The sequence below is a fragment of the Gordonia sp. YC-XJ4 genome (assembly GCF_059511865.1).
This window is the reverse complement of sequence record NZ_CM183447.1, coordinates 5,832,641-5,852,649: the sequence shown is the minus strand read 5'-3', so window position 1 is coordinate 5,852,649 and position 20,009 is coordinate 5,832,641. Positions and strand designations below refer to the sequence as shown.

At 64.5% G+C, this 20,009-nt stretch carries 20 protein-coding genes; 14 read left to right on the top strand and 6 right to left on the bottom strand.

Annotated features, from left to right (window positions below):
• Window positions 1-621: a TetR/AcrR family transcriptional regulator gene (locus tag AC5ZH6_RS26280; RefSeq protein ID WP_288338286.1), complete on the top strand. Its 621-nt coding sequence runs from the start codon at window positions 1-3 to the stop codon at window positions 619-621.
• Between the two features lie 6 nt (window positions 622-627).
• Here AC5ZH6_RS26280 and AC5ZH6_RS26275 read toward each other — a convergent pair whose 3' ends face one another.
• Entirely contained in the window at window positions 628-2,679 is a 2,052-nt protein-coding gene (locus tag AC5ZH6_RS26275; RefSeq protein ID WP_288338285.1) for an OPT family oligopeptide transporter, read from the bottom strand.
• A 116-nt stretch (window positions 2,680-2,795) separates the two neighbouring features.
• Here AC5ZH6_RS26275 and AC5ZH6_RS26270 point away from each other — a divergent pair, with 116 nt between their 5' ends.
• Window positions 2,796-3,281, top strand: a complete 486-nt coding sequence (locus AC5ZH6_RS26270; protein ID WP_006371744.1) for a PPOX class F420-dependent oxidoreductase — start codon at window positions 2,796-2,798, stop codon at window positions 3,279-3,281.
• A 1-nt stretch (window position 3,282) separates the two neighbouring features.
• Here the strand turns inward: AC5ZH6_RS26270 and AC5ZH6_RS26265 are convergent, their stop codons facing one another.
• Window positions 3,283-4,584, bottom strand: coding sequence for an aspartate aminotransferase family protein (locus tag AC5ZH6_RS26265; RefSeq protein ID WP_288338284.1), 1,302 nt, complete (start codon window positions 4,582-4,584; stop codon window positions 3,283-3,285).
• Between the two features lie 98 nt (window positions 4,585-4,682).
• A complete protein-coding gene (locus AC5ZH6_RS26260) occupies window positions 4,683-5,036 on the bottom strand; it encodes a nuclear transport factor 2 family protein (protein WP_079931498.1) in 354 nt (117 codons plus the stop codon).
• Window positions 5,037-5,151: 115 nt separating this feature from the next.
• Between AC5ZH6_RS26260 and AC5ZH6_RS26255 the strand changes: the two genes are divergently transcribed.
• Window positions 5,152-5,961, top strand: coding sequence for a helix-turn-helix domain-containing protein (locus AC5ZH6_RS26255; protein ID WP_288338283.1), 810 nt, complete (start codon window positions 5,152-5,154; stop codon window positions 5,959-5,961).
• Between the two features lie 145 nt (window positions 5,962-6,106).
• On the opposite strand, the gene AC5ZH6_RS26250 is transcribed toward AC5ZH6_RS26255, so the two are convergent.
• On the bottom strand, window positions 6,107-7,504 hold the full coding sequence (locus AC5ZH6_RS26250; RefSeq protein WP_288338282.1) for an IS1380 family transposase: 1,398 nt from the start codon (window positions 7,502-7,504) through the stop codon (window positions 6,107-6,109).
• A gap of 415 nt (window positions 7,505-7,919) precedes the next feature.
• On the opposite strand from AC5ZH6_RS26250, the gene AC5ZH6_RS26245 reads away from it, so the two are divergent.
• On the top strand, window positions 7,920-8,654 hold the full coding sequence (locus AC5ZH6_RS26245) for a GntR family transcriptional regulator (RefSeq protein ID WP_288336211.1): 735 nt from the start codon (window positions 7,920-7,922) through the stop codon (window positions 8,652-8,654).
• Between the two features lie 8 nt (window positions 8,655-8,662).
• Here AC5ZH6_RS26245 and AC5ZH6_RS26240 read toward each other — a convergent pair whose 3' ends face one another.
• Window positions 8,663-9,670, bottom strand: a complete 1,008-nt coding sequence (locus AC5ZH6_RS26240) for an LLM class flavin-dependent oxidoreductase (protein ID WP_288336213.1) — start codon at window positions 9,668-9,670, stop codon at window positions 8,663-8,665.
• A 2-nt stretch (window positions 9,671-9,672) separates the two neighbouring features.
• Complete coding sequence (locus AC5ZH6_RS26235; RefSeq protein ID WP_288336215.1) at window positions 9,673-10,185, bottom strand: ureidoglycolate lyase; 513 nt, start codon at window positions 10,183-10,185, stop codon at window positions 9,673-9,675.
• Window positions 10,186-10,291: 106 nt separating this feature from the next.
• Here AC5ZH6_RS26235 and AC5ZH6_RS26230 point away from each other — a divergent pair, with 106 nt between their 5' ends.
• The 10 genes from AC5ZH6_RS26230 to AC5ZH6_RS26185 all read left to right on the top strand — a co-directional run bounded on the left by AC5ZH6_RS26230 (window position 10,292) and on the right by AC5ZH6_RS26185 (window position 19,998).
• The gene (locus tag AC5ZH6_RS26230) at window positions 10,292-11,845 is read left to right on the top strand and encodes an AtzH-like domain-containing protein (RefSeq protein WP_288336216.1); all 1,554 of its coding nucleotides are present in this window, start codon (window positions 10,292-10,294) and stop codon (window positions 11,843-11,845) included.
• A gap of 240 nt (window positions 11,846-12,085) precedes the next feature.
• Window positions 12,086-12,796: a FadR/GntR family transcriptional regulator gene (locus AC5ZH6_RS26225; protein ID WP_288336217.1), complete on the top strand. Its 711-nt coding sequence runs from the start codon at window positions 12,086-12,088 to the stop codon at window positions 12,794-12,796.
• A 61-nt stretch (window positions 12,797-12,857) separates the two neighbouring features.
• Window positions 12,858-13,907, top strand: a complete 1,050-nt coding sequence (locus AC5ZH6_RS26220) for an ABC transporter substrate-binding protein (protein ID WP_288336219.1) — start codon at window positions 12,858-12,860, stop codon at window positions 13,905-13,907.
• A 31-nt stretch (window positions 13,908-13,938) separates the two neighbouring features.
• The gene (locus tag AC5ZH6_RS26215) at window positions 13,939-15,300 is read left to right on the top strand and encodes an amidohydrolase family protein (RefSeq protein ID WP_288336221.1); all 1,362 of its coding nucleotides are present in this window, start codon (window positions 13,939-13,941) and stop codon (window positions 15,298-15,300) included.
• A gap of 5 nt (window positions 15,301-15,305) precedes the next feature.
• Entirely contained in the window at window positions 15,306-16,076 is a 771-nt protein-coding gene (locus AC5ZH6_RS26210) for an ABC transporter ATP-binding protein (RefSeq protein WP_288336223.1), read from the top strand.
• Window positions 16,073-16,939: an ABC transporter permease gene (locus AC5ZH6_RS26205; protein ID WP_288336225.1), complete on the top strand. Its 867-nt coding sequence runs from the start codon at window positions 16,073-16,075 to the stop codon at window positions 16,937-16,939. The genes AC5ZH6_RS26210 and AC5ZH6_RS26205 overlap by 4 nt, the downstream gene beginning before the upstream one ends.
• 20 nt (window positions 16,940-16,959) lie before the next feature.
• The gene (locus AC5ZH6_RS26200) at window positions 16,960-17,751 is read left to right on the top strand and encodes a creatininase family protein (RefSeq protein ID WP_288336227.1); all 792 of its coding nucleotides are present in this window, start codon (window positions 16,960-16,962) and stop codon (window positions 17,749-17,751) included.
• Window positions 17,748-18,494 carry a cysteine hydrolase family protein gene (locus tag AC5ZH6_RS26195; protein ID WP_288336229.1) on the top strand — a complete coding sequence of 249 codons (747 nt, stop codon included), beginning with the start codon at window positions 17,748-17,750 and terminating at the stop codon, window positions 18,492-18,494. The genes AC5ZH6_RS26200 and AC5ZH6_RS26195 overlap by 4 nt, the downstream gene beginning before the upstream one ends.
• A complete protein-coding gene (locus AC5ZH6_RS26190; protein ID WP_288336230.1) occupies window positions 18,491-18,943 on the top strand; it encodes a cupin domain-containing protein in 453 nt (150 codons plus the stop codon). Before AC5ZH6_RS26195 ends, AC5ZH6_RS26190 begins: the two co-directional genes overlap by 4 nt.
• Complete coding sequence (locus AC5ZH6_RS26185; protein WP_288336232.1) at window positions 18,940-19,998, top strand: acetamidase/formamidase family protein; 1,059 nt, start codon at window positions 18,940-18,942, stop codon at window positions 19,996-19,998. The genes AC5ZH6_RS26190 and AC5ZH6_RS26185 overlap by 4 nt, the downstream gene beginning before the upstream one ends.
• Window positions 19,999-20,009 lie beyond the last annotated feature (11 nt).

Sequence of the window (20,009 nt, the reverse complement as noted above, 5' to 3'; positions counted from 1 at the left end):
ATGACAGCAGAGGACACGAGCGCCCGCAGCGGAATCCGGAAAACCGCCGGTCGGCCCCGTGACGACAGCATCGATACCGCGGTACTCGACGCGGCGCGTGAACTGCTGGCCGAGACCGGATATGCGGGGGTGACGATCGCCGCGGTGGCGCAACGTGCAGGCACCACCAAGACGGCGATCTACCGGCGATGGGAGTCCAAGCCGCACCTGGTACACGACGCCACGTTCGGCCGGTTCACCACGCTCGTGCCGCAGAGCGGACGTATCTCCGAGGACGTGGCGCAGATGGTCGAGGAGGTGTGCGCGGTGTTCGGCAGTCCCGTGACGCGGGCGGCGCTACCGGGCCTGATCGCCGACATGGCCGCCGATCCGGCGGTGCATCAGCGAGTCCTCGCGGGCTTCGCCGGAGTCTTCGGCGGCGTCGCCGAACGCCTCGTGTGCGCGCGTGAACGTGGAGAGCTGCGCGTCGACGTGGATCCGACGATCTTCGTCGAAATGCTCGGCGGCGCAGCCATTCTGCACACGCTCATGCATCGTGAGGACGGTCTCGACGAGGCATGGGGTGCGCAGATGCTGGCGGCATTGTCGGCGATCATCGTCGACGGGCCACCCGCGCAGTGAGCAGCCTCAGCGTTTGGTGACGTCGACGGGTTCGCTCGGTCCGACCCCGGTGCCGCCCATCGACCCCGCGATCCGCTGGGCCCACTTGTAGAGCCCGAGGATGAGCAGGATGAAGAACACGATGCCGAGCCATTTGGCGTAATTCTCGAAGGAGTCGCCGACCACGGCGAGCGCGCCGTCGTCACCGGAGGCGGCGACGATGGCCGCATAGACGACGCCGAACAGACTCTCGCCGACGATCAGGCCGGTGGCCATGAGCACACCGATCCGCTTCTTCTGCTCGACGTCGCCGCCCTTACGGTCGGCCCACTTGTTGTAGAACACACCGAGGATCGCGCCGACCGGGATGATCAGCGTCAATGACATCGGCAGGTACATGCCCATACCGACGGCCAGCGGAGGCAACCGCAATCGCCCGGTCGTCCGCCCGAGCACCTCGTCGACGATGATGACGCCGATCCCGATGAGCGCGCCGATGCCGAGGAGACCCCAGTCCAGCGACCCGCCGAGCACGCCCTTGGCAAGGGTGGACAGCAGTTGCGCCTGCGGGGCCGACAGGGCGTCCTCGCCGGCGCCGGGCATACCGGCGAAGCCGAACGAATCGTTCATCAGCCCGAGGATCGGCGGGATGACCGCCGACCCGAACAGCACGCCGATGATGAGTGCGACCTGCTGTTTCCACGGTGTGGCACCGACCAGTTGACCGGTCTTGAGGTCTTGCAGGTTGTCGTTGGAGATGGTGGCCACGCCGAAGACGATCGCCGATGCGAACAACGTGTAGGCGATCAGTGCGTCGGTCTGGTCGCCGGTCGCAGTGCCATAGACGACCTTGATCAGCACCGCGGCGATGATCACCACGAGAATGCCGACACCGGAGATCGGGCTGTTCGACGACCCGATCAGTCCGGCCATGTAGCCACAGACCGCCGCGACCACCAGGCCGATGATGGCGACGAACACGATGGTGACGGTGATGATGCCGCCGGCCGACCCGACGAGCGGCATCGACGACGAGCCGGCTTTCGCGGTGTGGACGAAATCCCACAGCAGCAGCCCGATGGGGATGAGCATCACCAGGACGGTGCCGCCGACGTAGGGGAACGGGATGTCGCGCTCGGTGATGTCGACGGCGACCCCGGCGCGGCGTGAGCGCGCGGAGGTGAGCGCGCCGGAGATGCCGGTGATGATCGGCCGCATGATCTTGAGGAGAGTCCACACGGCGGCGACGGCGATGGTCCCCGCGCCGATGAGCCGGACGTCGGAGGAGAAAACGGTGTCGATGGTGTCGCCGATGGCGCCGGTCGCGGCCGTGAAATCGCCCCACGAGTAGATCGGCATCAGGATGAAGAACGAGATGACCAGACCCACGAGCATCGCGATACCGACGGTCAGGCCCACCAGATGGCCGACGCCGATCAGGGCCAGCGACAGGCTCGCGCCGAACATGCTTCCGCCACTGCCGATCCGGTAGACCGCCGACACGGAGTCGGTGAAGATCCGCATCTTCGCCAGCAGGGCGAACAGAGCCGAACCGACCGAACCGATGATGATCGCCTTGAGGCCGGCCCGGTTGCTCTCCACGCCCTCGGAGGTCTCGCCGACCTTCAAGACCTCAGCTGCGGCAACACCTTCCGGGTAGGGCAGGTCCGAGCCGGTGACCAGCGCCCGACGCAGCGGAATCGAATACATGACGCCGAGGATGCCGCCGACCGCGCAGACCGCGAGGGTGATCCAGTACGGGAACCCGGTCCACCATCCGATCATCACCAGACCGGGGATGACGAAGATGATCGCCGACAAGGTACCCGCGGCCGACGCGATCGTCTGCACGATGTTGTTCTCGACGATGGAGTGATGGGAGAAGAAGCGCAGCACCGCCATCGAGATCACCGCGGCCGGGATGGCCGTGGCGAAGGTCAGGCCCACCTTGAGGCCCAGGTAGACGTTGGCCGCGGTGAACACCAGCGTGATCAGGCCGCCGAGAATCACGCCGCGCACGGTCAATTCGCGAAGCCCTGCGGTGGGCGGTGGGGCCACCACGGTCGGAGCATCGGACATGGTGGTCTCTCCTTCGCTCGGGGTCTGTCACACCATAAGCCCGGCGCCCGGCGTGGCGGGCGACCTCGGGACCGAGACGTGTCCGCCGGAACCCGTGCGTCACCTACGGTGGAGACATGCCCAGAACCATTGCCACCGCCACCGATGTCGAGAAGGCCGAGCTCGAAGAGTTCCTGCGGCCGCGCCACAAGATGTTGCTGCTCACCACCCGGGACTCGGGCGCCCCGCAGATCTCGCCGGTCAGCGGCGGCGTCGACGACCAGGGGCGCATCGTGATCGCCACCTATCCGGGACGCGCGAAAACCACCAACGCCAAGAAGCGCCCGCAGGTCAGCGTGTGCGTCATCTCCGACGAGTGGAACGGGCCGTGGGTGCAGGTCGACGGCACCGCGGAGGTCCTCGACATGCCCGACGCCGAGGACGGTCTCGTCGACTACTTCCGGTCGATCTCCGGTGAGCACCCCGATTGGGATGAATACCGTGCAGCGATGCGACTGCAGAACAAGTCGCTGATCCGGGTCACGCCCACGTCGTGGGGGCCGATCGCCACCGGCGGGTTCCCGGCGGACGTCGCCGCCGCGCTCGACGCCAAAGACGCCTGACTCAGACGCTCTCGGCGATCGCCTGCTCGAGGATCTCGAGGCCGAGCACGAGCTCGGCGTCGGATGCGGTGAGTGGCGGAGCGATCCGGAACGTGCCGCCCATACCCGGTAGCTGCACCACATTCATGTGCAGCCCGAGCTCGAAGCACCGACGGGTCACCGCGGCGCCCAGCCGGTCGGCGCCGGCGTCGGGGTCGCCGGGCTCGACGAGTTCGAGTCCCTGCAGCAGCCCGCGCCCGCGGATGTCGCCGACGACGGCGTGGCGACGAGCGATGTCGCGCAAGCCCTCCCGCAACAGTTTTCCGGCGGCGGTGGCGCGCTCGTCGAGCCGATCACGTTCCAGCACATCGAGAACGGTGTTGCCGACGGCGGCGACGAGCGGGTCGGAGACATGGGTGGTGAAGAACAAGAACCCACGGTCGTGGGCGGTCTGCTCGATCTCCGCGGAGGTGATGGTCGCCGCGAGCGGCAGTCCGGCGCCCAGCGTCTTGGACAGGGTGAGGATGTCGGGGACCACGCCGTCGCGCTGGAAGGCATACCAGTCACCGGTGCGGCACAACCCGGTCTGCGCCTCGTCGAGGATGAGGAGCATGCCGCGCTCACGGCATTTACGTTGCAGCGCAGCCAGATAGCCCGGCGGCAGATCGATGACACCGCCGGAGGAGAGGATCGGCTCGACGATGCACGCGGCCAGCGAGCCGACCGACTGGGCGTCGATGAGCCCGAAACCGAAGTCCAGCTGTCGTTCCCAATCCAGGGTGCCGTCGGGGCGGGTGAAATCGGGACGGAACGCGTCCGGGGTGGGCAGCGCGTAGTTCCCCGGTGACACCGGACCGTAACCGCCACGACCGGCGCTGTAGGTCGCTGCCGCGGCCGCATGCGTCATGCCGTGCCACGACCGCGCGAACGACACGATCTCGTGCTTGCCGGTGACGAGTTTGGCGAGTCGGATCGCAGCTTCGTTCGACTCGGCGCCGGTGGTCAACAGCAGCACCTTCTCCAGCGGCGCGGGCAACGAATCGGCCAGTCGCGCGGCGAGTTCGAGGACCGGTTCGGAGAGCATCCCGCTGAACAGGTGATCGAGCGTCGCGATCTGCCGCGATACCGTCGCCACGATCTCGGGGTGCGAGTGCCCCAGGATCGCCGACATCTGACCCGAGGTGAAGTCCAGGATGCGCCGACCGTCGACCGTGTAGACGAAGCTGCCCTCGGCGCGGGCGATCAGCTCGGGCGAGAAGCTGCCGCCGTAGCGAATCAGGTGTCGGGCGGGATCGGGCGGGGTGGGGTCGTGCGCCGTGTTCATGCGTTGACGGTAGTGGGTGGCGCCTGCGGTTGCGTGGAGAGGTTGGGTGGAGTGCCGCGATACTTGCGGCACTCCACCGGTTCCGGTGACGTGGAATGTCACGCCGGCACTTTGTCGAGGAATCCCCGGACGTCGTGGATCCTGCCCTGCTCATCGAGGACTATCACGTCGAAACCGACAACCACCGGCTCTGATCCGGCCGGCCCGAGCCCCCAGTGGAATCGCAGTTGCCGATGGTGAGCGTCCACTTCGCTGAGTTTGGAGAACACGAATTCGGGGAACTGTTCGTGCACGCCATCGATCACGGCGCTCACGCCGGCGTGACCGCTGACTTCCGCGAGCGGATCAACGTAGGAGACCGAAGGCGACCAGACGGCGGCAAGGAGATCCGCCCGGTCGTTCCCGGTGGCGTTCCACGTTTGCAGGTACTTCTCTGCGATGTCGTTCATCATTCTTCCTTCCTTGCGGGAATAGGCTTCCCGCAAGGAGTCTGACGATGACCGATGCGTGTGGCCATGACCTCGGAGGTCATGGCCCACCGGACATGCGCCGTCTACTCTTTCGTGCATGGCCGCGACACCCATGAACGCCGACAGCGCGGGTGCCATGCTCCGGATCTGGCGAGAGCGCCGCAGGCTCAGCCAGCAGGAACTGTCGAACCGTTCCGGTGTGTCCAGTCGACATGTGAGCCGGGTGGAGACAGGCAAGGCGCACCCCAGCGTCGACATGCTCCTCCATCTGGCCGAACAATTGGACCTACCACTTCGAGAGCGCAATCGAGTGCTTCTTGCCGGCGGGTACGCGCCCCGGTACGAGGCCCGTGATCGGGATGACGCTTCGGTCGCGGCCGTGATGGACGGCTTACGCGGTCTGCTCGATGCCCATCGCCCTTATCCTGCACTCATTCTGGACGGCTATTGGAACATCATCGACGCCAACGATGCGACGGAAGGTCTATTGGCAGGATGTGCACCCGCACTCCTCGAGCCGCCGGTCAACGTGCTGCGTGTGTGCCTGCATCCCGACGGGATCTCCACCCGCATCCGCAATCTCAACACCTGGGCCGGCCATCTGTACCGGCAGGTCACCCATCGGGCGAATCGCACTCACGATCCCCGCCATCTCGAGCTTGCCGACGACATCGTGTCGAACGTTCCAGATGTGCTCAGCGCGCCACCCGGAGCCGGGCCCGTTCTCACTCTCGAACTCGATTCCGCCGAAGGGACTCTGCGGTTCTTCAGCGTCTCGACCCAGCTGGAGACGGCGACTGACGTCTCTTTGGAGGAGCTGCATCTCGAAACATTCCTCCCGGCAGACCAGCAAACCAGGGACCTCTTCTCGAAGTGCGAGCCGCAAGGGCGCACGACCACCGCTTAGCCTGAATCCACCGATGAGTCCTTGAAGGTCGATCCGGATCTGGATTCCAGACGAGTGCGGGCTCAGGGCGTGAAGTAACCGCTGGTTTGCCCAGCTTTTCCACGGTGCGGCTCCGGTCGTGCCGTCTCGGCGGGTCGGTCAGTGTTCAGGTGGTCGAGGGCGGACTGTGGCCGATGGTGTTGGCCCACAGTCGAAGCCAGGCAGCCGACCAGGGCCAGTGCGTGGGCAGTCGCAAGATCGGTCTTCGTTGCGGTCGACACAATCGGGCGGGAAGGTTGACGATCTTGCGGCGTAGCGTCGCCCCACGGGCGCGCGAATGCCCGCCACCTGCAAGAACACCGGTCGCGCGCAGCAGATTGTGGGCGATCGCCGCGCAGAGCACCCATGCCGAATTCGCCCCGAACCTCCCCGACGGCATGTGCGCCAGGGGCCCGTCGATGAGGTCGGCGAAGACGGTTTCGATGATCGCGTGCCGGCGATGGGTGACATCAGCATCGACGGTGTGGGCGCTGGTGTTGGTGAAAAACGGGTGATATCGCCACACCGGAAACAACGCGTCGGGGAAGCGGGCGTCTTTGACGCGGCGCACGATCAACCGGGCGGTGACCGGAGTCCTGGTGGCAGCGAAAGCGGTGTAAGTGGTTTCGGCGACCTCGGCATCGGAGATCCAGGCACCGGTGTCCGGGTCACGCACGGCACCGGGATATTTCACCGCGGTCCACGCCTCGTCGGGAATCGAGTCGATCGCGCGTTGGACGGCGGTGTTCTTGGCCAGGACGAGCGAGAAACACACTTTCGCGCGCAGACACGCGGAGATGACCGCGCGGGTGCCGTACGCAGAGTCCCCACGGACCACGATGGTCCCGGTCGCGCCGGCCTGGCGGGCGGTGACGATGGCCTGAGTAACCATCCGACCTGCACCTTTACCCGAGCCGGCCTTCCCGGCCCGCAGTCGCATGCCGGTGATGATCGGCGCGGAGTCGGCGGTGCTGATGGTCGTGGCCAGCGGGGACAGGCCTTTGCGCAGGATCTGTTTGCCGGCGATTTTCGTGTGTCCGTAGCTCGCGCCTTGTTTGGCGTGGCCGTAGACCGGGCGCAGCAGCGAGTCGATGTCGATGAACGCCTGCTCGGCCAGACCGGGCAGGATCTCGACCCGGGCGGCGAGTGCGATCAGGTGTTCGCGGAGCACGGATTCGAGCTGACGTGCATGACCGAAGCTGAACTCGCGCAGCAGCGTTCCCACAGTCGAGGGCGCGTAGACGCCTGCGAACAGGTGTGGCATGCCGCCCGAGCGCAGCAGGTCGATATCGTCGATGCTGTCGGCGCCGGCGCACATCCCGGCGATCAGGGTGAGCAGTTTCGGTGCCGGGTTCGCGGCCCCGGAGGTGACCTTCGTGGTGGTGATCGAGACCTTCTCGGTGAGCAGGTCCGGCAGGTGGGTGTGTTCGGCCAGTGTCATGACCGGGACCAGTCCGGCGCACGAGACGAGGTTGTCCTCGTCGAACACGGCGGAGCCGTCGATGAACTTGTGGGACACTTTCACCGGAAGTGCCTTTCGTGACCTGGTGGATTTGTTGTGTGAGAACTCCAATCTTCCCAGTTCAGGGGGCACTTTCTTCAGTTCGACACGCTGCTACGCGGCTGATCGTTCGGTGGATTCAGGCTAAGTATTGAGCCTGAAGTTCGGTTCGTAGAACAGATCCGGATCGATAGAATCGACGACAATGCATAAGGCGCGTGTAATGAGCAACTAATACGGTCTGCTAACGCAGCACGTTCCATCACCGTCTCTTCATCAAGACCGCCAGAAATACCGGCTACGAGGAAGGCAACGGGTCGAACGTGCATGACGAGCGAATGCTCATTGATTACTACGCCGGGACCGCAAGCCTAGATCGAGGTCCATCATGAACCGCTGTCCGTGGTCCACGGATAGACGCTGCAGATAGACTCAACCCATGTCACCGGCCCGTCGTGAGATTGCCTCGGCTTGTAGCGGTTTGCCCGCACGCCTCCAGGAGGTGTGGCGGGAATCGGCGACGTCGGGTTCGGCAATGCCCGGCGAACCCGTCCTGGCCGAACGTCTGGCTGCATCGCGTCCGGCTGTTCGGGAGGCCCTGATCCGGTTGGAGGAGCGCGGATACATTCGTCGACGGCAAGGTGCGGACACGGTGATCAACCGTCGCATGCTCGACATCACCGCGCGCATCGATGAGCAGATCGACCGCTCCGAACTCATCGCCTCGACCGGGCGCGCGGCGTCGATGGTGGTGGTGGACAACCACATCGACACGCCCACCGCAGAGGAATCGGTGCAGTTCGAGATACCCCGGACCTCGACGATCATGCGGACCACGAAGGTCTGGTATGCCGACGACGAGCCGGTCATCCGGGCACACGACTGTATCGTATTGCGCGATGCTTCCAGTGCCACAATCGATCCGGCGATACCGATCTTCGACATCGCCGCCGCGGTGGGAACCGGTCCCACCGAGTGGGAGATCGTCTATCCCTCTGCCACTGCGGTATCCGCACGTGATGCGACGTTGCTGAACCTTCCGAAGGGCAAACCCGCTCTGACAATGGAGGTGGTCGGCGTCAGCAGATCCGGGTTGACCTCGTATTGGGCATCAGAACTGCACTCGACCAATGCCTTCCAGCACACCATGATTCGCCTCGTCGGACGCCAGTAGCGGTCAACTCAGCCGACCGCAAGTACCGGCTGCAGCTCAGGCCACACCGCGTCGGTGAACAACCGCAGAGAACGGCGGGTCCGTTCGGCCGACAGTCCGGGGAACTGCACCAGCAGATCGAGGCGATCGATGCCGGTGACCGCGATGTACTCGGACAGTCCCTGCGCCACTTGCGTGGGTGACCCGAGGATGACATTGGCCTGATGGAGCCACTCGTCGACGGTACGTGCGCGCTGCGGAAGGTATCCCGCGTCGATCGCCTCGCGGGTGTACTTGTTCTCGGGTCCGGTGATCATCGTGGCGTACATCTCGAATGCTGCTTCGAACTCGTCCCACGCCTGCCTGCGGGACTCTGCCACATAAATCGCGCGCACACCCCGAATGCGGCCGGATCCTCCGGCGCGTCGGTAACGACTGATGTGTTCGGCTTGGGCGTATGCATTTTCGGCTTGCCCGACGACGAAGTTCAAGCCGTTCGCAGCCGCGTGCTCCACGGATCGCTCGTCGCGGCACGCCACCCAGATGTTGTCTCGAACGCGCGCCCGATCGTCGAAGGTCAAGATCGGCAGCTCTTCCGACGGTTGGTCGGCGAGCAGCGCCAGTATCTCGTCGAGTCTGTCTCGGAACACCGCTTGCCGATGCAGTCTCTGCGCTCCGGAGTACCCGGTCCCCTGGCCGATCCCGAAGTCGGCCCGGCCTCCGGACAGCAGGTCGAGCATGCACATCTCTTCGGCAGCGCGGGTGGCACTGATATCGGGCAGTACTTTCACTCCGGTACCGAATCTCATCCGGTCGATCATCGAGGCGGCCTTCGCCAACAGCATCTCGGGATGGGCGATGCGCCCATAGAAGCTGCGACCTGCCGGTACGAAGTGATGTTCACCGACCCACACCGCGTCGAACCCCAGGTCGGCGGCGAGCCGAAAGTCGTCGAGGGCGCGGTCGACGAGTTCGGCGGTCCGGACATCGGGTACCTCCCACATCTGGTAGAGCAGGCCCACCGGAATCGACTGCATCACTACGACTCCTCCTCGGCCTCGATCGCGAGGAAATCGAGACCGTCGAACGAACAGCTCTGATGATCAACGACATTGGTGTCGTCGAGTTCGAGGTTGAAGAACGACATGCATTCTCCGCTGAAGAACGGCCCGGCATGCCAAGTGCCCCGGTACATCAACACGGCCACGTCTCCGGGAACCCGGAAGACTGCGATCTGGTCATGGGTCGGACGCGCATCCGGGTCATCGACGTCGCCTGGCGGGGCGACCGCCAACAGCCACGGCGAACCCCCGACGGCGGCCAACGATTGCGTCACCCCACGATGCCTCGTGATCGAACTGAACTGGGCCGGTCGATCTTTGAGCTCCATCACATAGAACCGTGGACGGCCTCGAGACAGATCGAGAACACGCTCGCCGGCCGGCGGCGGTGCACCGTCGGGGACCGCGGACAGTACGACCCCGAAGGGCGCGAAGGCCTCCTCGGTCAGGGTTCGGATCGGAAGCCGGTAGGTGGTGACCGCAGCGTTCATCAATCGCCTCTCATGCTCGATCGTGGTGGCGCCGACGCTAGCACATGTCAGACATGTTGAACCGATTCGTCACATCGTCGAAACATTGACAGTGCACCCTGAAGCCATGACAAGTGGTGTGGTGTCCCCGATTGCGCATGACGATGAATCCAATTCATCTCTCATGCAGGCGTTTTGGAACTACGAATCGGCGCTGATGGCCAATGACGTCGCAACGCTGGATGAGCTGTTCCACCACGACGAGAAAACCATGCGGGTCGACCATTCCGCAGTTCTGCTCGGCTACAACGCCATTGCAGAGTTTCGCGCCCGCCGTACCCAAGGTGCACCGCCACGCACGATCACAGCCGTGCACGTGCGGGAACTCTCCGACGACACCGCGCTCGTGCTCGCCGAAACCTGCCGCCGGGACGGGGCGCGCGGGCTGCAGAGCCAGGTGTGGTTGCTCTCCGACGAGGGTTGGCGGGTCATCTACGCCCACGTGAGTGCGGGAGCGGCTCGGGATGCGACAGTCTGGCGGGTGGTCGGCGCTCCCCTGGTCCCGCCGACCGGCAACGGGACTCTGTCCGGTCTGACGGTGGCCGTCAAGGACCTGTTCGCCATCGAAGGCGAGTCCATCGGCGGCGGAACACCGACGTACCTCGCACATGCGCACACCGAGTCCGAGCATGCGGTCGCGGTGGCGACGCTGATCCATCACGGCGCCGCCATCACCGGCCTGGCGCACACCGATGAGCTCGCCTACAGCCTTGGCGGTACCAATCCGCATTACGGGACACCCCCGAATCATGCGGCGCCCGACCGCATACCGGGCGGCTCGTCGAGCGGTCCGGCCTCCGCAGTGGCCGGCGGCGAGGTCGACCTCGGGTTGGGTACCGACACCGCCGGTTCCATCCGGGTACCCGCGTCCTACCAGGGGCTCTGGGGATTTCGACCCACCCATGGAGATATCGATACCTCCGGCGTTCTGCCACTAGCGCCATCGTTCGACACCGTCGGTCTGCTGGCCCGTGATCTGGCGACCGTACAGGCGGCCGCAGACACCCTGCTGCCGCCCGGGACCGATGATGAGATCAGCACCGTGGTAGTGGATCCCGCCCTGGTGTCCTACGCGGACCCTGCAGTGGCCCAGTCATTCTGGGAAGCGCTACGCATCATTCGACGCCGGGTTCGGGTCGAGTATCGCGATGTGACCAACGGACAGCTCGAGGAGTGGTTCACCGCATTCCGCACCCTCCAGGCCTTCGAGGCCTGGCAGAGTCATGGCGACTTCCTCACCGAGTATCCCGAAGCGGTCGCCGCCGACGTCGCCGCGCGCTTCCAGCACGCCGCCACGATCACTGATCGCGCCGCCGACGACGCGCGCACGGTCATCGCCCGTGCACGCGACCAGCTCAACGACGTCGTCTCGGCAAGCGACGTACTGCTCCTGCCCGCCACCTCCAGTGCCGCCCCGCCTCGGTCGGCCGACTCCGCAGAGCGCGCACGCACGGCCACCCTGCACCTGACCTGCCTGGCGAGCCTGTCCGGTCGGCCGGCGCTGAGCGCACCATGCCTGACGGATGAAGGGCTGCCGGTGGGATTGTCCGCGGTCGGCACTGCACACCGTGATCGTGGCCTGCTTCGGTTTGCCATGCAGCACTTGACTTTCCATATCTAACCAAGCCACTTCTGCCACACCAGGGCCCCGCCACCCGCGGGGCCCTGGTGTTTCTGTCGGCGCCACCTCACGCCCCGTCACCCGGTTGTGTTACGCCCATATTTCGACGCGTCAAGAGCTTGTTGCACCATGCCTGCACGGCTCGCCAACCATGCGGTGACCGCCATACGATGTGTTCATCAGATGGTCCGACCAATCAGACCAATCGATCCGTACGTACATCATCTTCGGGGGGTACCGATGACCGATCTCCCGCAGCTCGCCGGGTTCGAGCGACGTTCCGCGTCACTCGGCGCCGAGATCGTCGCACACTTCGAGCGACTGATCTCGACCGGCGAGTTGGCGCCCGGCACCCGCCTGCCGTCTGAGCGTGATCTCGCGTCGTCGATGAACGTTTCACGAACGTCGCTACGAGAAGCCATGCACGAGTTGGAAGTCAAGAACATGGTGGCCCGACGTCCGGGACGCGGCACCATCGTCACCGAACCGACCACCCGCGCCAACGACCTCTACGAGCGGATGTCCGAAGCCGAGCGAACACTGCGTGACGTCGCCGAACTGCGCGAAACGATCGAACCGAGGTTCGCCGAACTCGCCTCTCGTCGCATCACAGATTCCACGCTGATCGCCCTGGAAACCGTGCTCGAGAAGACCAAACGTCCCCTCCCCCAGGATGAATCGATCGAGCATGACATCGCCTTCCACATGCTGATCGCACAGGCATCACAGAATCGACTGTTGGTCGCACTGGGCACACTCGCCAACGAGTGGACGTCATCGACCCGAGCTTTGTCACATGCCGACTCCCGATCTCGACGCCTCTCCCACGACGGACACCACCGCATCTACCTCTGCTTGCGCGATCACGACCCTGAGGCAGCCAGACAAGCTATGTTGCAACATCTTTCGGAGGTCGCCGAGATGACCAGATCACATCACCCCTCCTTCTGACCCCACCCATCCTGATCAACGCCGATCAATCATCGTCACCGCACACACAGAAAGTTCACTCATGGTTTCAGCACGTCCCCGGCGCCGCCTCGTCCAAGCGGCGGTCGCCGTGGTTGCCTCCGCCCTGGCGCTGAGCGTCGCCGCCTGCGGCTCGGATTCGTCGTCGGATTCCTCCGGCACCACCAAGATGACCGTTGTCCTGCCCTGGTACGCAGACCCCGAGGGTGGCGGGTACTTCGCTGCCCAATCGGAGAACCTGTACAAGGACAACAAGCTCGACGTCACCCTGCAGCCGGGCGGGCCGCAGGTATCGGCCACCCAGCTGGTCGCGTCCGGCCGCGCGCAGATCGGGCACACCGACGCCGCGGGTATCGTCCAGGCCCAGCAGCAGGGCATCCCGATCGTCGCCATTGCCGCTCTCTACCAGGACAATCCGGTGGGGATCCTGTCGCACAAGGATCAGAACATCACCTCCTTCGAGGCGATGAAGGGCCATACCCTGGTCAGCCAGGCCGGCGCCCTGTATCCGGTGTGGCTGGACAAGGAATTGGGTGTGCCGCTGCAGACGATGCAGTATCAGGGTTCGATCGCCAACTTCCTCAAGGACCCGTCGCTGCTGCAGCAGGGATGGCCCACCAACGAGGTGCGTCAAGCCGAAGAATCCGGCGTCCCGGTGAACTTCATGCCCTACTCGCAGTCCGGGTTCAATCCGTACAACGACGTCGTGTTCACGTCGAAGCAGTACCTCGAATCTCACAAGGATGTGTTGAAGACCTTCCTGGAGAAGAGTATTCAGGGTTGGCACGACTACATGTCCGACGTCAAGGTGGCCACTGCGGCCAACTACGCGATCCTCAAGGTCAACACCGAACAGTCCAAGGGATCGGTGTGGTACGCCTGGAACGCCCAGCGCAAGTACATCGTGTCCGGTGACGGCGCACGGCAACTCGGCGCCATGACCGACCAGCGGTGGACAACGCTCATCGATCAGCTCAAGAAGCTCGGCCAGATCCAGAAAGACGTGACGACAGCCGAACTGTTCGACGCGAGCCTGCTTCCCACGATTCCCGCACCCACCGACCTGCCTGCGGCACCGTCGGGTACCAACTGATCACCACCGGATACTGACGAGGAACCCCGCAATGAGAACGGTATTCACTGGAGGCTCGATCATCGTCGATGCCTACTCGGAGATTCCGGCCGGTTTCGTCGTGGTCGACGATGGTGTGATCACCGCTGTCGGCGACGGCGCAGCCACGGGGGACCTCGTCAGGTCGGCGGATCGGGTGGTGGACACATCGGGACAGGCAGTGATGCCCGGCTTCATCAACGCTCACTGTCATCTGTTCCAATCGATGTTACGCGGCGTCAACCGCACCACCCAATGTCTGGAAGACTGGCTGGCAAACGACATCTGGCCCTACACAGGACGATTCAGCCCCGATGACATGTACTTGGCCGCCACCGCCGGACTGATCGAGAATCTGCGGTCCGGGGTCACCACCGTCCTGGAGAACCAGTACGTTCATCACCACGCCGCGAACACCGACTTCGTGGCGCGAGCCTTCCGGGACAGCGGCATTCGCGGGTTGATCGCCCGCGGCGGGGTCGACATGGACGCCACCGGCGCCCGTACCTCCCGTTTGGAAACCGTCGAGGAGTATCTCGACAATCTCGTCGACTTCGTCACCACCTGGGACGGTGCGGCAGCCGGGCGCATCCGATGTGAAGCCGCTATCCAGACCACCTGGCTCGCGTCACCTCAGCTGTGTCGGCGCGTCGGTGATCATCTGGCGCACAGCAGTATCGGGCTGCATGCGCATTGCGCGGAAACCCGCACCAGTGTTCAATCGACAGTGCGCAGTCACGGCCGTCGCGAAGTGGAGTACTTCGCCGACTTCGGCCTCGTGGGGACCAATACCCAACTCGTCCACTGCGTCTGGCTCGACGACGACGAGATCGACACGATCGCAGCGACCGGTGCGAGCGTCGTGACCTGCCCGACGTCGAACGCATACCTGGCATCGGGCCCGGCACGTATCTCGGACATGCGCGCACATGGCGTACCGATCGCGGTGGGGTGCGACGGCCCGGGTAGCAACAACGGGCAGAACATGTTCGAGGCCATCAAGTGGTCGGTGCTGTCCGACCGGCTGCGCACCCTCGATGCCGGCCGTCTGGATGAGACCGACGCGTTGGACATGGTGTGGCGCGGTGGTGCTGCCGCCGCAGGCCTGACCGGCAGCGTGGGGGCGGTGCGAGTCGGCTATCACGCCGACCTGGTCACCATCGACGTCGAATCGCCGGGCTATTCGGGCTCGTCGACGCTGCGGCGTGGTGTGGTCTTCGCCGGCACTCCCGCCAACGTGGCCGGTGTGTGGGTGGCCGGCGAACAAGTGGTGGCCGACGGCGAGGTCCTCACCGTCGACCGACGAGATATCCATCGATCGATGCGCTCTCGACGCGCAGCGATCACCAATCACAACGACATGGCGGTGATGTGATGACCATGACGACAAGCGAAACCGGAACGCCACGGGCCGACGTAGACCTGGTGGCATTTCATGCCACAGACAAGGTGTACGGCAATGGCTTTCGCGCGCTGGCACCTATCGACCTCGGGATCCGGCGAGGGGAGATCACGGTGCTGGTGGGACCGTCGGGCTGCGGCAAGACCACCTTGCTGCGGATGGCGGCCGGTTTGACCGAACCGACGTCGGGAACGATGACACGTGATACCGATCGGATGTCGTATGTGTTCCAGGACCCGACGCTGCTGGCGTGGCGCAGTGTGCAAGCCAACGTCGAGGTGATCGCCAAGCTGCAGAAGGTGCCGCGCGCCGAACGTCGCCGGCGGGCCGAGCAAGCCATCACGATGGTGGGCCTCGACGGATTCCAGAAGTCGTTTCCGCGGGAATTGTCCGGCGGAATGAAGATGCGCGCTTCCCTGGCACGTTCGGTCACCAGTGATCCCGAACTGCTCCTGATGGACGAACCCTTTGCCGCCCTTGATGAGTTCACCCGCGAAAAGATGGGAGCCGAGTTGCTCCGGTTGTGGCGGGAGAAGCGGTTCAGTGTCTTGTTCATCACCCACTCCATCTACGAAGCCTGCACCCTGGGACATCAGATCGCGATCATGAACACCGGGCCGGGCCACATCGTCGAGGTCGTGAAGTCACCCAGTCCACCGTCCCTCGACCCAACCTTCGAGCGCGACGAACGTGCGTTACGTGCGCTGCAGGAACAGATCTCCATCACCCTCGGGAGCTTTCGCGAATGACCACCATCGATTCTTCCTCCTTGCTGACCAAGATCGTCCGACCACGCTCCACACGGAGCTCGGCATCGTCCTCGGCAGTACTGGCCCGCATCCTGCGACTGCTGCCGCCGATCGGTGCGTTCGTCCTCGGTATCGGCCTGTGGCAATTGATCATCGTCATGTTCGACATCCCGTCCTACATGCTGCCGTCACCCTGGATGCTGCTGCAGACGCTGTGGGAGGAGCGCACCTCCATCTGGCAACCGACGTGGGTGACGGTCCAGGAGTCCTACCTCGCGTTCATCGTGGCCACCGTGGCCGGTGTGGTGGTGGCCTTGCTGATGGCTCGTTGGCGTTTGAACGAACGTGCCTTCTACCCGTATCTGATCGTGCTACAGACGATTCCGATCGTCGCCATCGCACCGTTGTTCGTGGTGTGGATCGGCCCGGGACAGACCACCAACATGCTGGTGGGTGCGATGATCGCGCTGTTTCCGGTGGCAGCCAACACATTGCACGGCCTGAAGTCCATCGACCGCAATCTCGTGCAGCTCTATTCCATGGCCGGCGCCCCGCCACGCGTCACCCTCCTCTCGTTACGTCTACCGGGGGCGTCGCCGTCGATTCTGACCGGCATGCGGATCGCGGCGGGTTCGTCGGTGATCGGCGCGATCGTCGGTGAGTTCGTCGCCGGCGTTGGCGGTGGCGAAGGCGGACTGGGTTACATCATCACCCAGAGCGCCGTTCAGCTGCGCACACCGCAGCTGTTTGTCGCCGTGGTGATGGCCAGTGTGGTTTCCCTCGTGCTGTTCGGATTCGTGGTGCTGCTCGAGCGACTTCTGTTGTCGCGCTGGCATGAATCCGCTCTCGCCGACGACGAATGACCAACCAGGGAGATACTGACATGACCCGCATCTATCACCTCGCACATCTGACCACCACCGACGTCGACGCGATCGACAAGTCCACCGCAGTGGTGGTCCAGCCGATCGGAGCGGTCGAGCAGCACGGACCGCATCTGCCGCTCATCACCGACGCCATGCACGCCGAGGTCATCACGGCGACCGCCGTGGAGGGCCTGCCCGACGACTGCAACATCTGGGTGCTGCCGACGCTGCACTACGGCAAGTCCACCGAGCATCTCGGGCGCTCCGGTACCATCGCCATGTCGGCGACCACCCTGATGTCGGTCTGCTTGGATCTGGGACATTCGCTGGCAGCCAGCGGCTTTCGCAAACTGGTCTTCGTCAACGGACACGGCGGACAACCGGGACTGCTCGACGTGGTGGCACGCGACATCCGGCATCAGACCGGCCTGGAGGTCTTCCCGGTAATGCCGATGCGTTTCCCCTCCCCCGAGATCGACCGCGCTCACGATGGATTCGACATCCACGGAGGATTCGGCGAGACATCGATCATGATGGCCATCGCACCCGAACTCGTCCACCATGACCGTGCCTTCGCCGACGGGCAGGCCGCCGCCGCCGAGTTCGACAAGTACAAGCACCTCACCCTGGAGGGAGTGCTTCCGACCGCATGGCTGACCGACGACATCTCCGCGTCCGGCACCATCGGCGATCCCACTGACGCCTCCGCAGACGTCGGGAAGGTGATGCTGGAGTCGATTGCCACGCAGTTGGCCGAATCCCTGCTGGAGGTGCAGGCTTTCAGCTTCCCGGCAACCACCCGGTCATGATCCGAAACAGCTGGAAGCTCAGACCCGGCAACGCTGACCTTCGACGCAAAACCCTGACACCGCATCCGGTTTCGCTGGCCTGCGCCGATTGCGAGGTCACCATCGACCTGACGCGCACCGCGATCATCGTGGTGGACATGCAGAACGACTTCCTCACCGAGGGGGGTTGGCTGCACTCGATCGGTGTCGATGTCTCGGGTGCCGCAGGCGCCATCACCACCCTCGACGCTGGATTGCCCGCACTGCGCGCCGCTGGCGTGCCCGTCATCTGGCTGAACTGGGGAAACCGCACCGATCGAGCCAATCTGCCGCCGGGCGTGCTGTACGTCTACGATGCCGACGGCAGCGGAGGTGGGATCGGTGATCGTGCCGGACGCTCCGACGCCGTTCTCACACAGGATAGTTGGGGCGCAGCCATCACCTCCGAGCTCAAGCCCGACGATTCGGATATCGCCGTCGACAAGTTCCGGATGAGCGGCTTCTTCGACACCGAACTGGATTCGGTGCTACGCAATCTGCGCGTGGACACCGTGTTGTTCGCCGGCGTCAACGCCGACCAGTGCGTCTACGCAACGCTCGTCGACGCAGCCTGTCTCGGCTACGACGTGATCATGCTCGAGGATGCCGTGGCCACCACGTCACCGTCGTTCTGCATGGATGCAACCGTGTACAACATTCGCCAATGTTATGGATTCACAGCGCAACTGAGTGCGCTGGTGAGAAGAATCGAGGAGTCATCATGACCGTTGCCCCCGTCGTTCTCGACGCCACCGAGTTGACCGCCTACAAGATCAGTCCCGATGACACCGTGGTGCTCGTGGTGTTGTCGGGTCCCACGACGTCGGGTTCGGGAACCACTGTGTGTTTCGAGATCTGGGAGCCGCGGGGGGCGCAACCGGACAACTCGCACGCGGACTCCACCGAGACCTTCGTGTTCCTGCGGGGCCACGGCACGGCGCACAGTGATGAGCACACCGCGGAGGTCTCGGCGGGTTCGGTCATCGTGTTGCCGGTGGGGTCGGTGCACCACATCGTCAACACCTCCGATACCGAAAAGCTGTACTCCATCACCGTGATGGAGAACGACGGCGGCTTCGAGGACCTCATCCTGCGCGGCACACCAACCGAACTGGACGCCGACGACCTCGCGGTACTGGCCTCCGCCGGAGTCACCGGAGCCGGCGCACGGTGACGACGACATCCGCCGACGACATCGTCGGCGCCCACCACATCAGGTCGACACCGGACACCGTACTGTGGGGCGAACTTCCCTGTGCCGCAGACACACCGGTGTCGGCAATCCGTCCGGGTGACCAGATCACCATCGATACCGTCAGTCACGAAGGCATTCTGGCCGACCAAGGTGGCGACCCGAACTCGTTCTTTGGGCGATTCGGGGTTCCCCCAGCCGACGTGATGCCCGACGCCGTGGACATCGCGGCCGCGGGTCGTCGGACCGGTCCCGGACCGCACGTCGTGACCGGACCGATCGCCGTGGCCGGCGCTGCACCCGGCGACCTGTTGGCGGTGACCGTACTCGATCTGCGGCGTCGCGCCGACTACGGGATCGTCTCCTCGCGCCATGGCAAAGGCGCTCTGCCGGAAACCTTCCCGACCTTCGAGATCAGCAGTGTGTTCTGCCGCGCGACCGGTGACGTCGGTTATCTGCCACTACGCCAAGATGATTCGGCCTACTCCGGCGATGGTCGATCGATCCGGTTCCCGCTCAAGCCTTTCCTGGGCATCATGGGCGTCGCCGCCACCGGCAACCTTCGACCGAACTCCGTGCCACCCGGGCTCTACGGCGGCAACCTCGACATCACCCATCTCGGGGTCGGCGCCACCCTGTACCTGCCTGTTCAGGTTCCCGATGCGCTGTTCTACGCCGGGGATCCGCATTACGCGCAAGGAGATGGCGAAGTCGCGTTGACCGCATTCGAGGCTCCGCTTCGGGGTACTCTGCGCGTCGACATCGTACCGGGTGCCGCGCGGGCGGCCAATGGACGTCCGTTCGCCGAGACCAGTGAGCTCCTGATCAGCATCGGCCTGGATCCCGACCTGGATGAGGCATGCCGCGAGAGTGTCCGCGCCGCACTGGATATTCTCGACCACCGATACGGGATCGCACACGAGATCGGCTACGCCTACCTGAGTGCGGCGGCCGACGTCCGAATCTCGCAGGTGGTCGATCAGGTGAAGGGCTGCCACACCGTCATCCGCAAGTCCGACTTTCAGGAGTGGGCATGACCGAGGAGTGG

What these genes read in the sequence shown, in the direction of transcription:
- AC5ZH6_RS26200 (WP_288336227.1), top strand. Translation starts at nt 16,960, where the DNA reads ATGACCCGCATCTATCACCTCGCACATCTGACCACCACCGACGTCGAC.
- AC5ZH6_RS26240 (WP_288336213.1), bottom strand. Translation starts at nt 9,670, where the DNA reads ATGCAGTCGATTCCGGTGGGCCTGCTCTACCAGATGTGGGAGGTACCC.
- AC5ZH6_RS26225 (WP_288336217.1), top strand. Translation starts at nt 12,086, where the DNA reads ATGACCGATCTCCCGCAGCTCGCCGGGTTCGAGCGACGTTCCGCGTCA.
- AC5ZH6_RS26265 (WP_288338284.1), bottom strand. Translation starts at nt 4,584, where the DNA reads ATGAACACGGCGCACGACCCCACCCCGCCCGATCCCGCCCGACACCTG.
- AC5ZH6_RS26210 (WP_288336223.1), top strand. Translation starts at nt 15,306, where the DNA reads ATGACGACAAGCGAAACCGGAACGCCACGGGCCGACGTAGACCTGGTG.
- AC5ZH6_RS26275 (WP_288338285.1), bottom strand. Translation starts at nt 2,679, where the DNA reads ATGTCCGATGCTCCGACCGTGGTGGCCCCACCGCCCACCGCAGGGCTT.
- AC5ZH6_RS26195 (WP_288336229.1), top strand. Translation starts at nt 17,748, where the DNA reads ATGATCCGAAACAGCTGGAAGCTCAGACCCGGCAACGCTGACCTTCGA.
- AC5ZH6_RS26235 (WP_288336215.1), bottom strand. Translation starts at nt 10,185, where the DNA reads ATGAACGCTGCGGTCACCACCTACCGGCTTCCGATCCGAACCCTGACC.
- AC5ZH6_RS26260 (WP_079931498.1), bottom strand. Translation starts at nt 5,036, where the DNA reads ATGATGAACGACATCGCAGAGAAGTACCTGCAAACGTGGAACGCCACC.
- AC5ZH6_RS26280 (WP_288338286.1), top strand. Translation starts at nt 1, where the DNA reads ATGACAGCAGAGGACACGAGCGCCCGCAGCGGAATCCGGAAAACCGCC.
- AC5ZH6_RS26270 (WP_006371744.1), top strand. Translation starts at nt 2,796, where the DNA reads ATGCCCAGAACCATTGCCACCGCCACCGATGTCGAGAAGGCCGAGCTC.
- AC5ZH6_RS26255 (WP_288338283.1), top strand. Translation starts at nt 5,152, where the DNA reads ATGGCCGCGACACCCATGAACGCCGACAGCGCGGGTGCCATGCTCCGG.
- AC5ZH6_RS26220 (WP_288336219.1), top strand. Translation starts at nt 12,858, where the DNA reads ATGGTTTCAGCACGTCCCCGGCGCCGCCTCGTCCAAGCGGCGGTCGCC.
- AC5ZH6_RS26230 (WP_288336216.1), top strand. Translation starts at nt 10,292, where the DNA reads ATGACAAGTGGTGTGGTGTCCCCGATTGCGCATGACGATGAATCCAAT.
- AC5ZH6_RS26215 (WP_288336221.1), top strand. Translation starts at nt 13,939, where the DNA reads ATGAGAACGGTATTCACTGGAGGCTCGATCATCGTCGATGCCTACTCG.
- AC5ZH6_RS26190 (WP_288336230.1), top strand. Translation starts at nt 18,491, where the DNA reads ATGACCGTTGCCCCCGTCGTTCTCGACGCCACCGAGTTGACCGCCTAC.
- AC5ZH6_RS26205 (WP_288336225.1), top strand. Translation starts at nt 16,073, where the DNA reads ATGACCACCATCGATTCTTCCTCCTTGCTGACCAAGATCGTCCGACCA.
- AC5ZH6_RS26245 (WP_288336211.1), top strand. Translation starts at nt 7,920, where the DNA reads ATGTCACCGGCCCGTCGTGAGATTGCCTCGGCTTGTAGCGGTTTGCCC.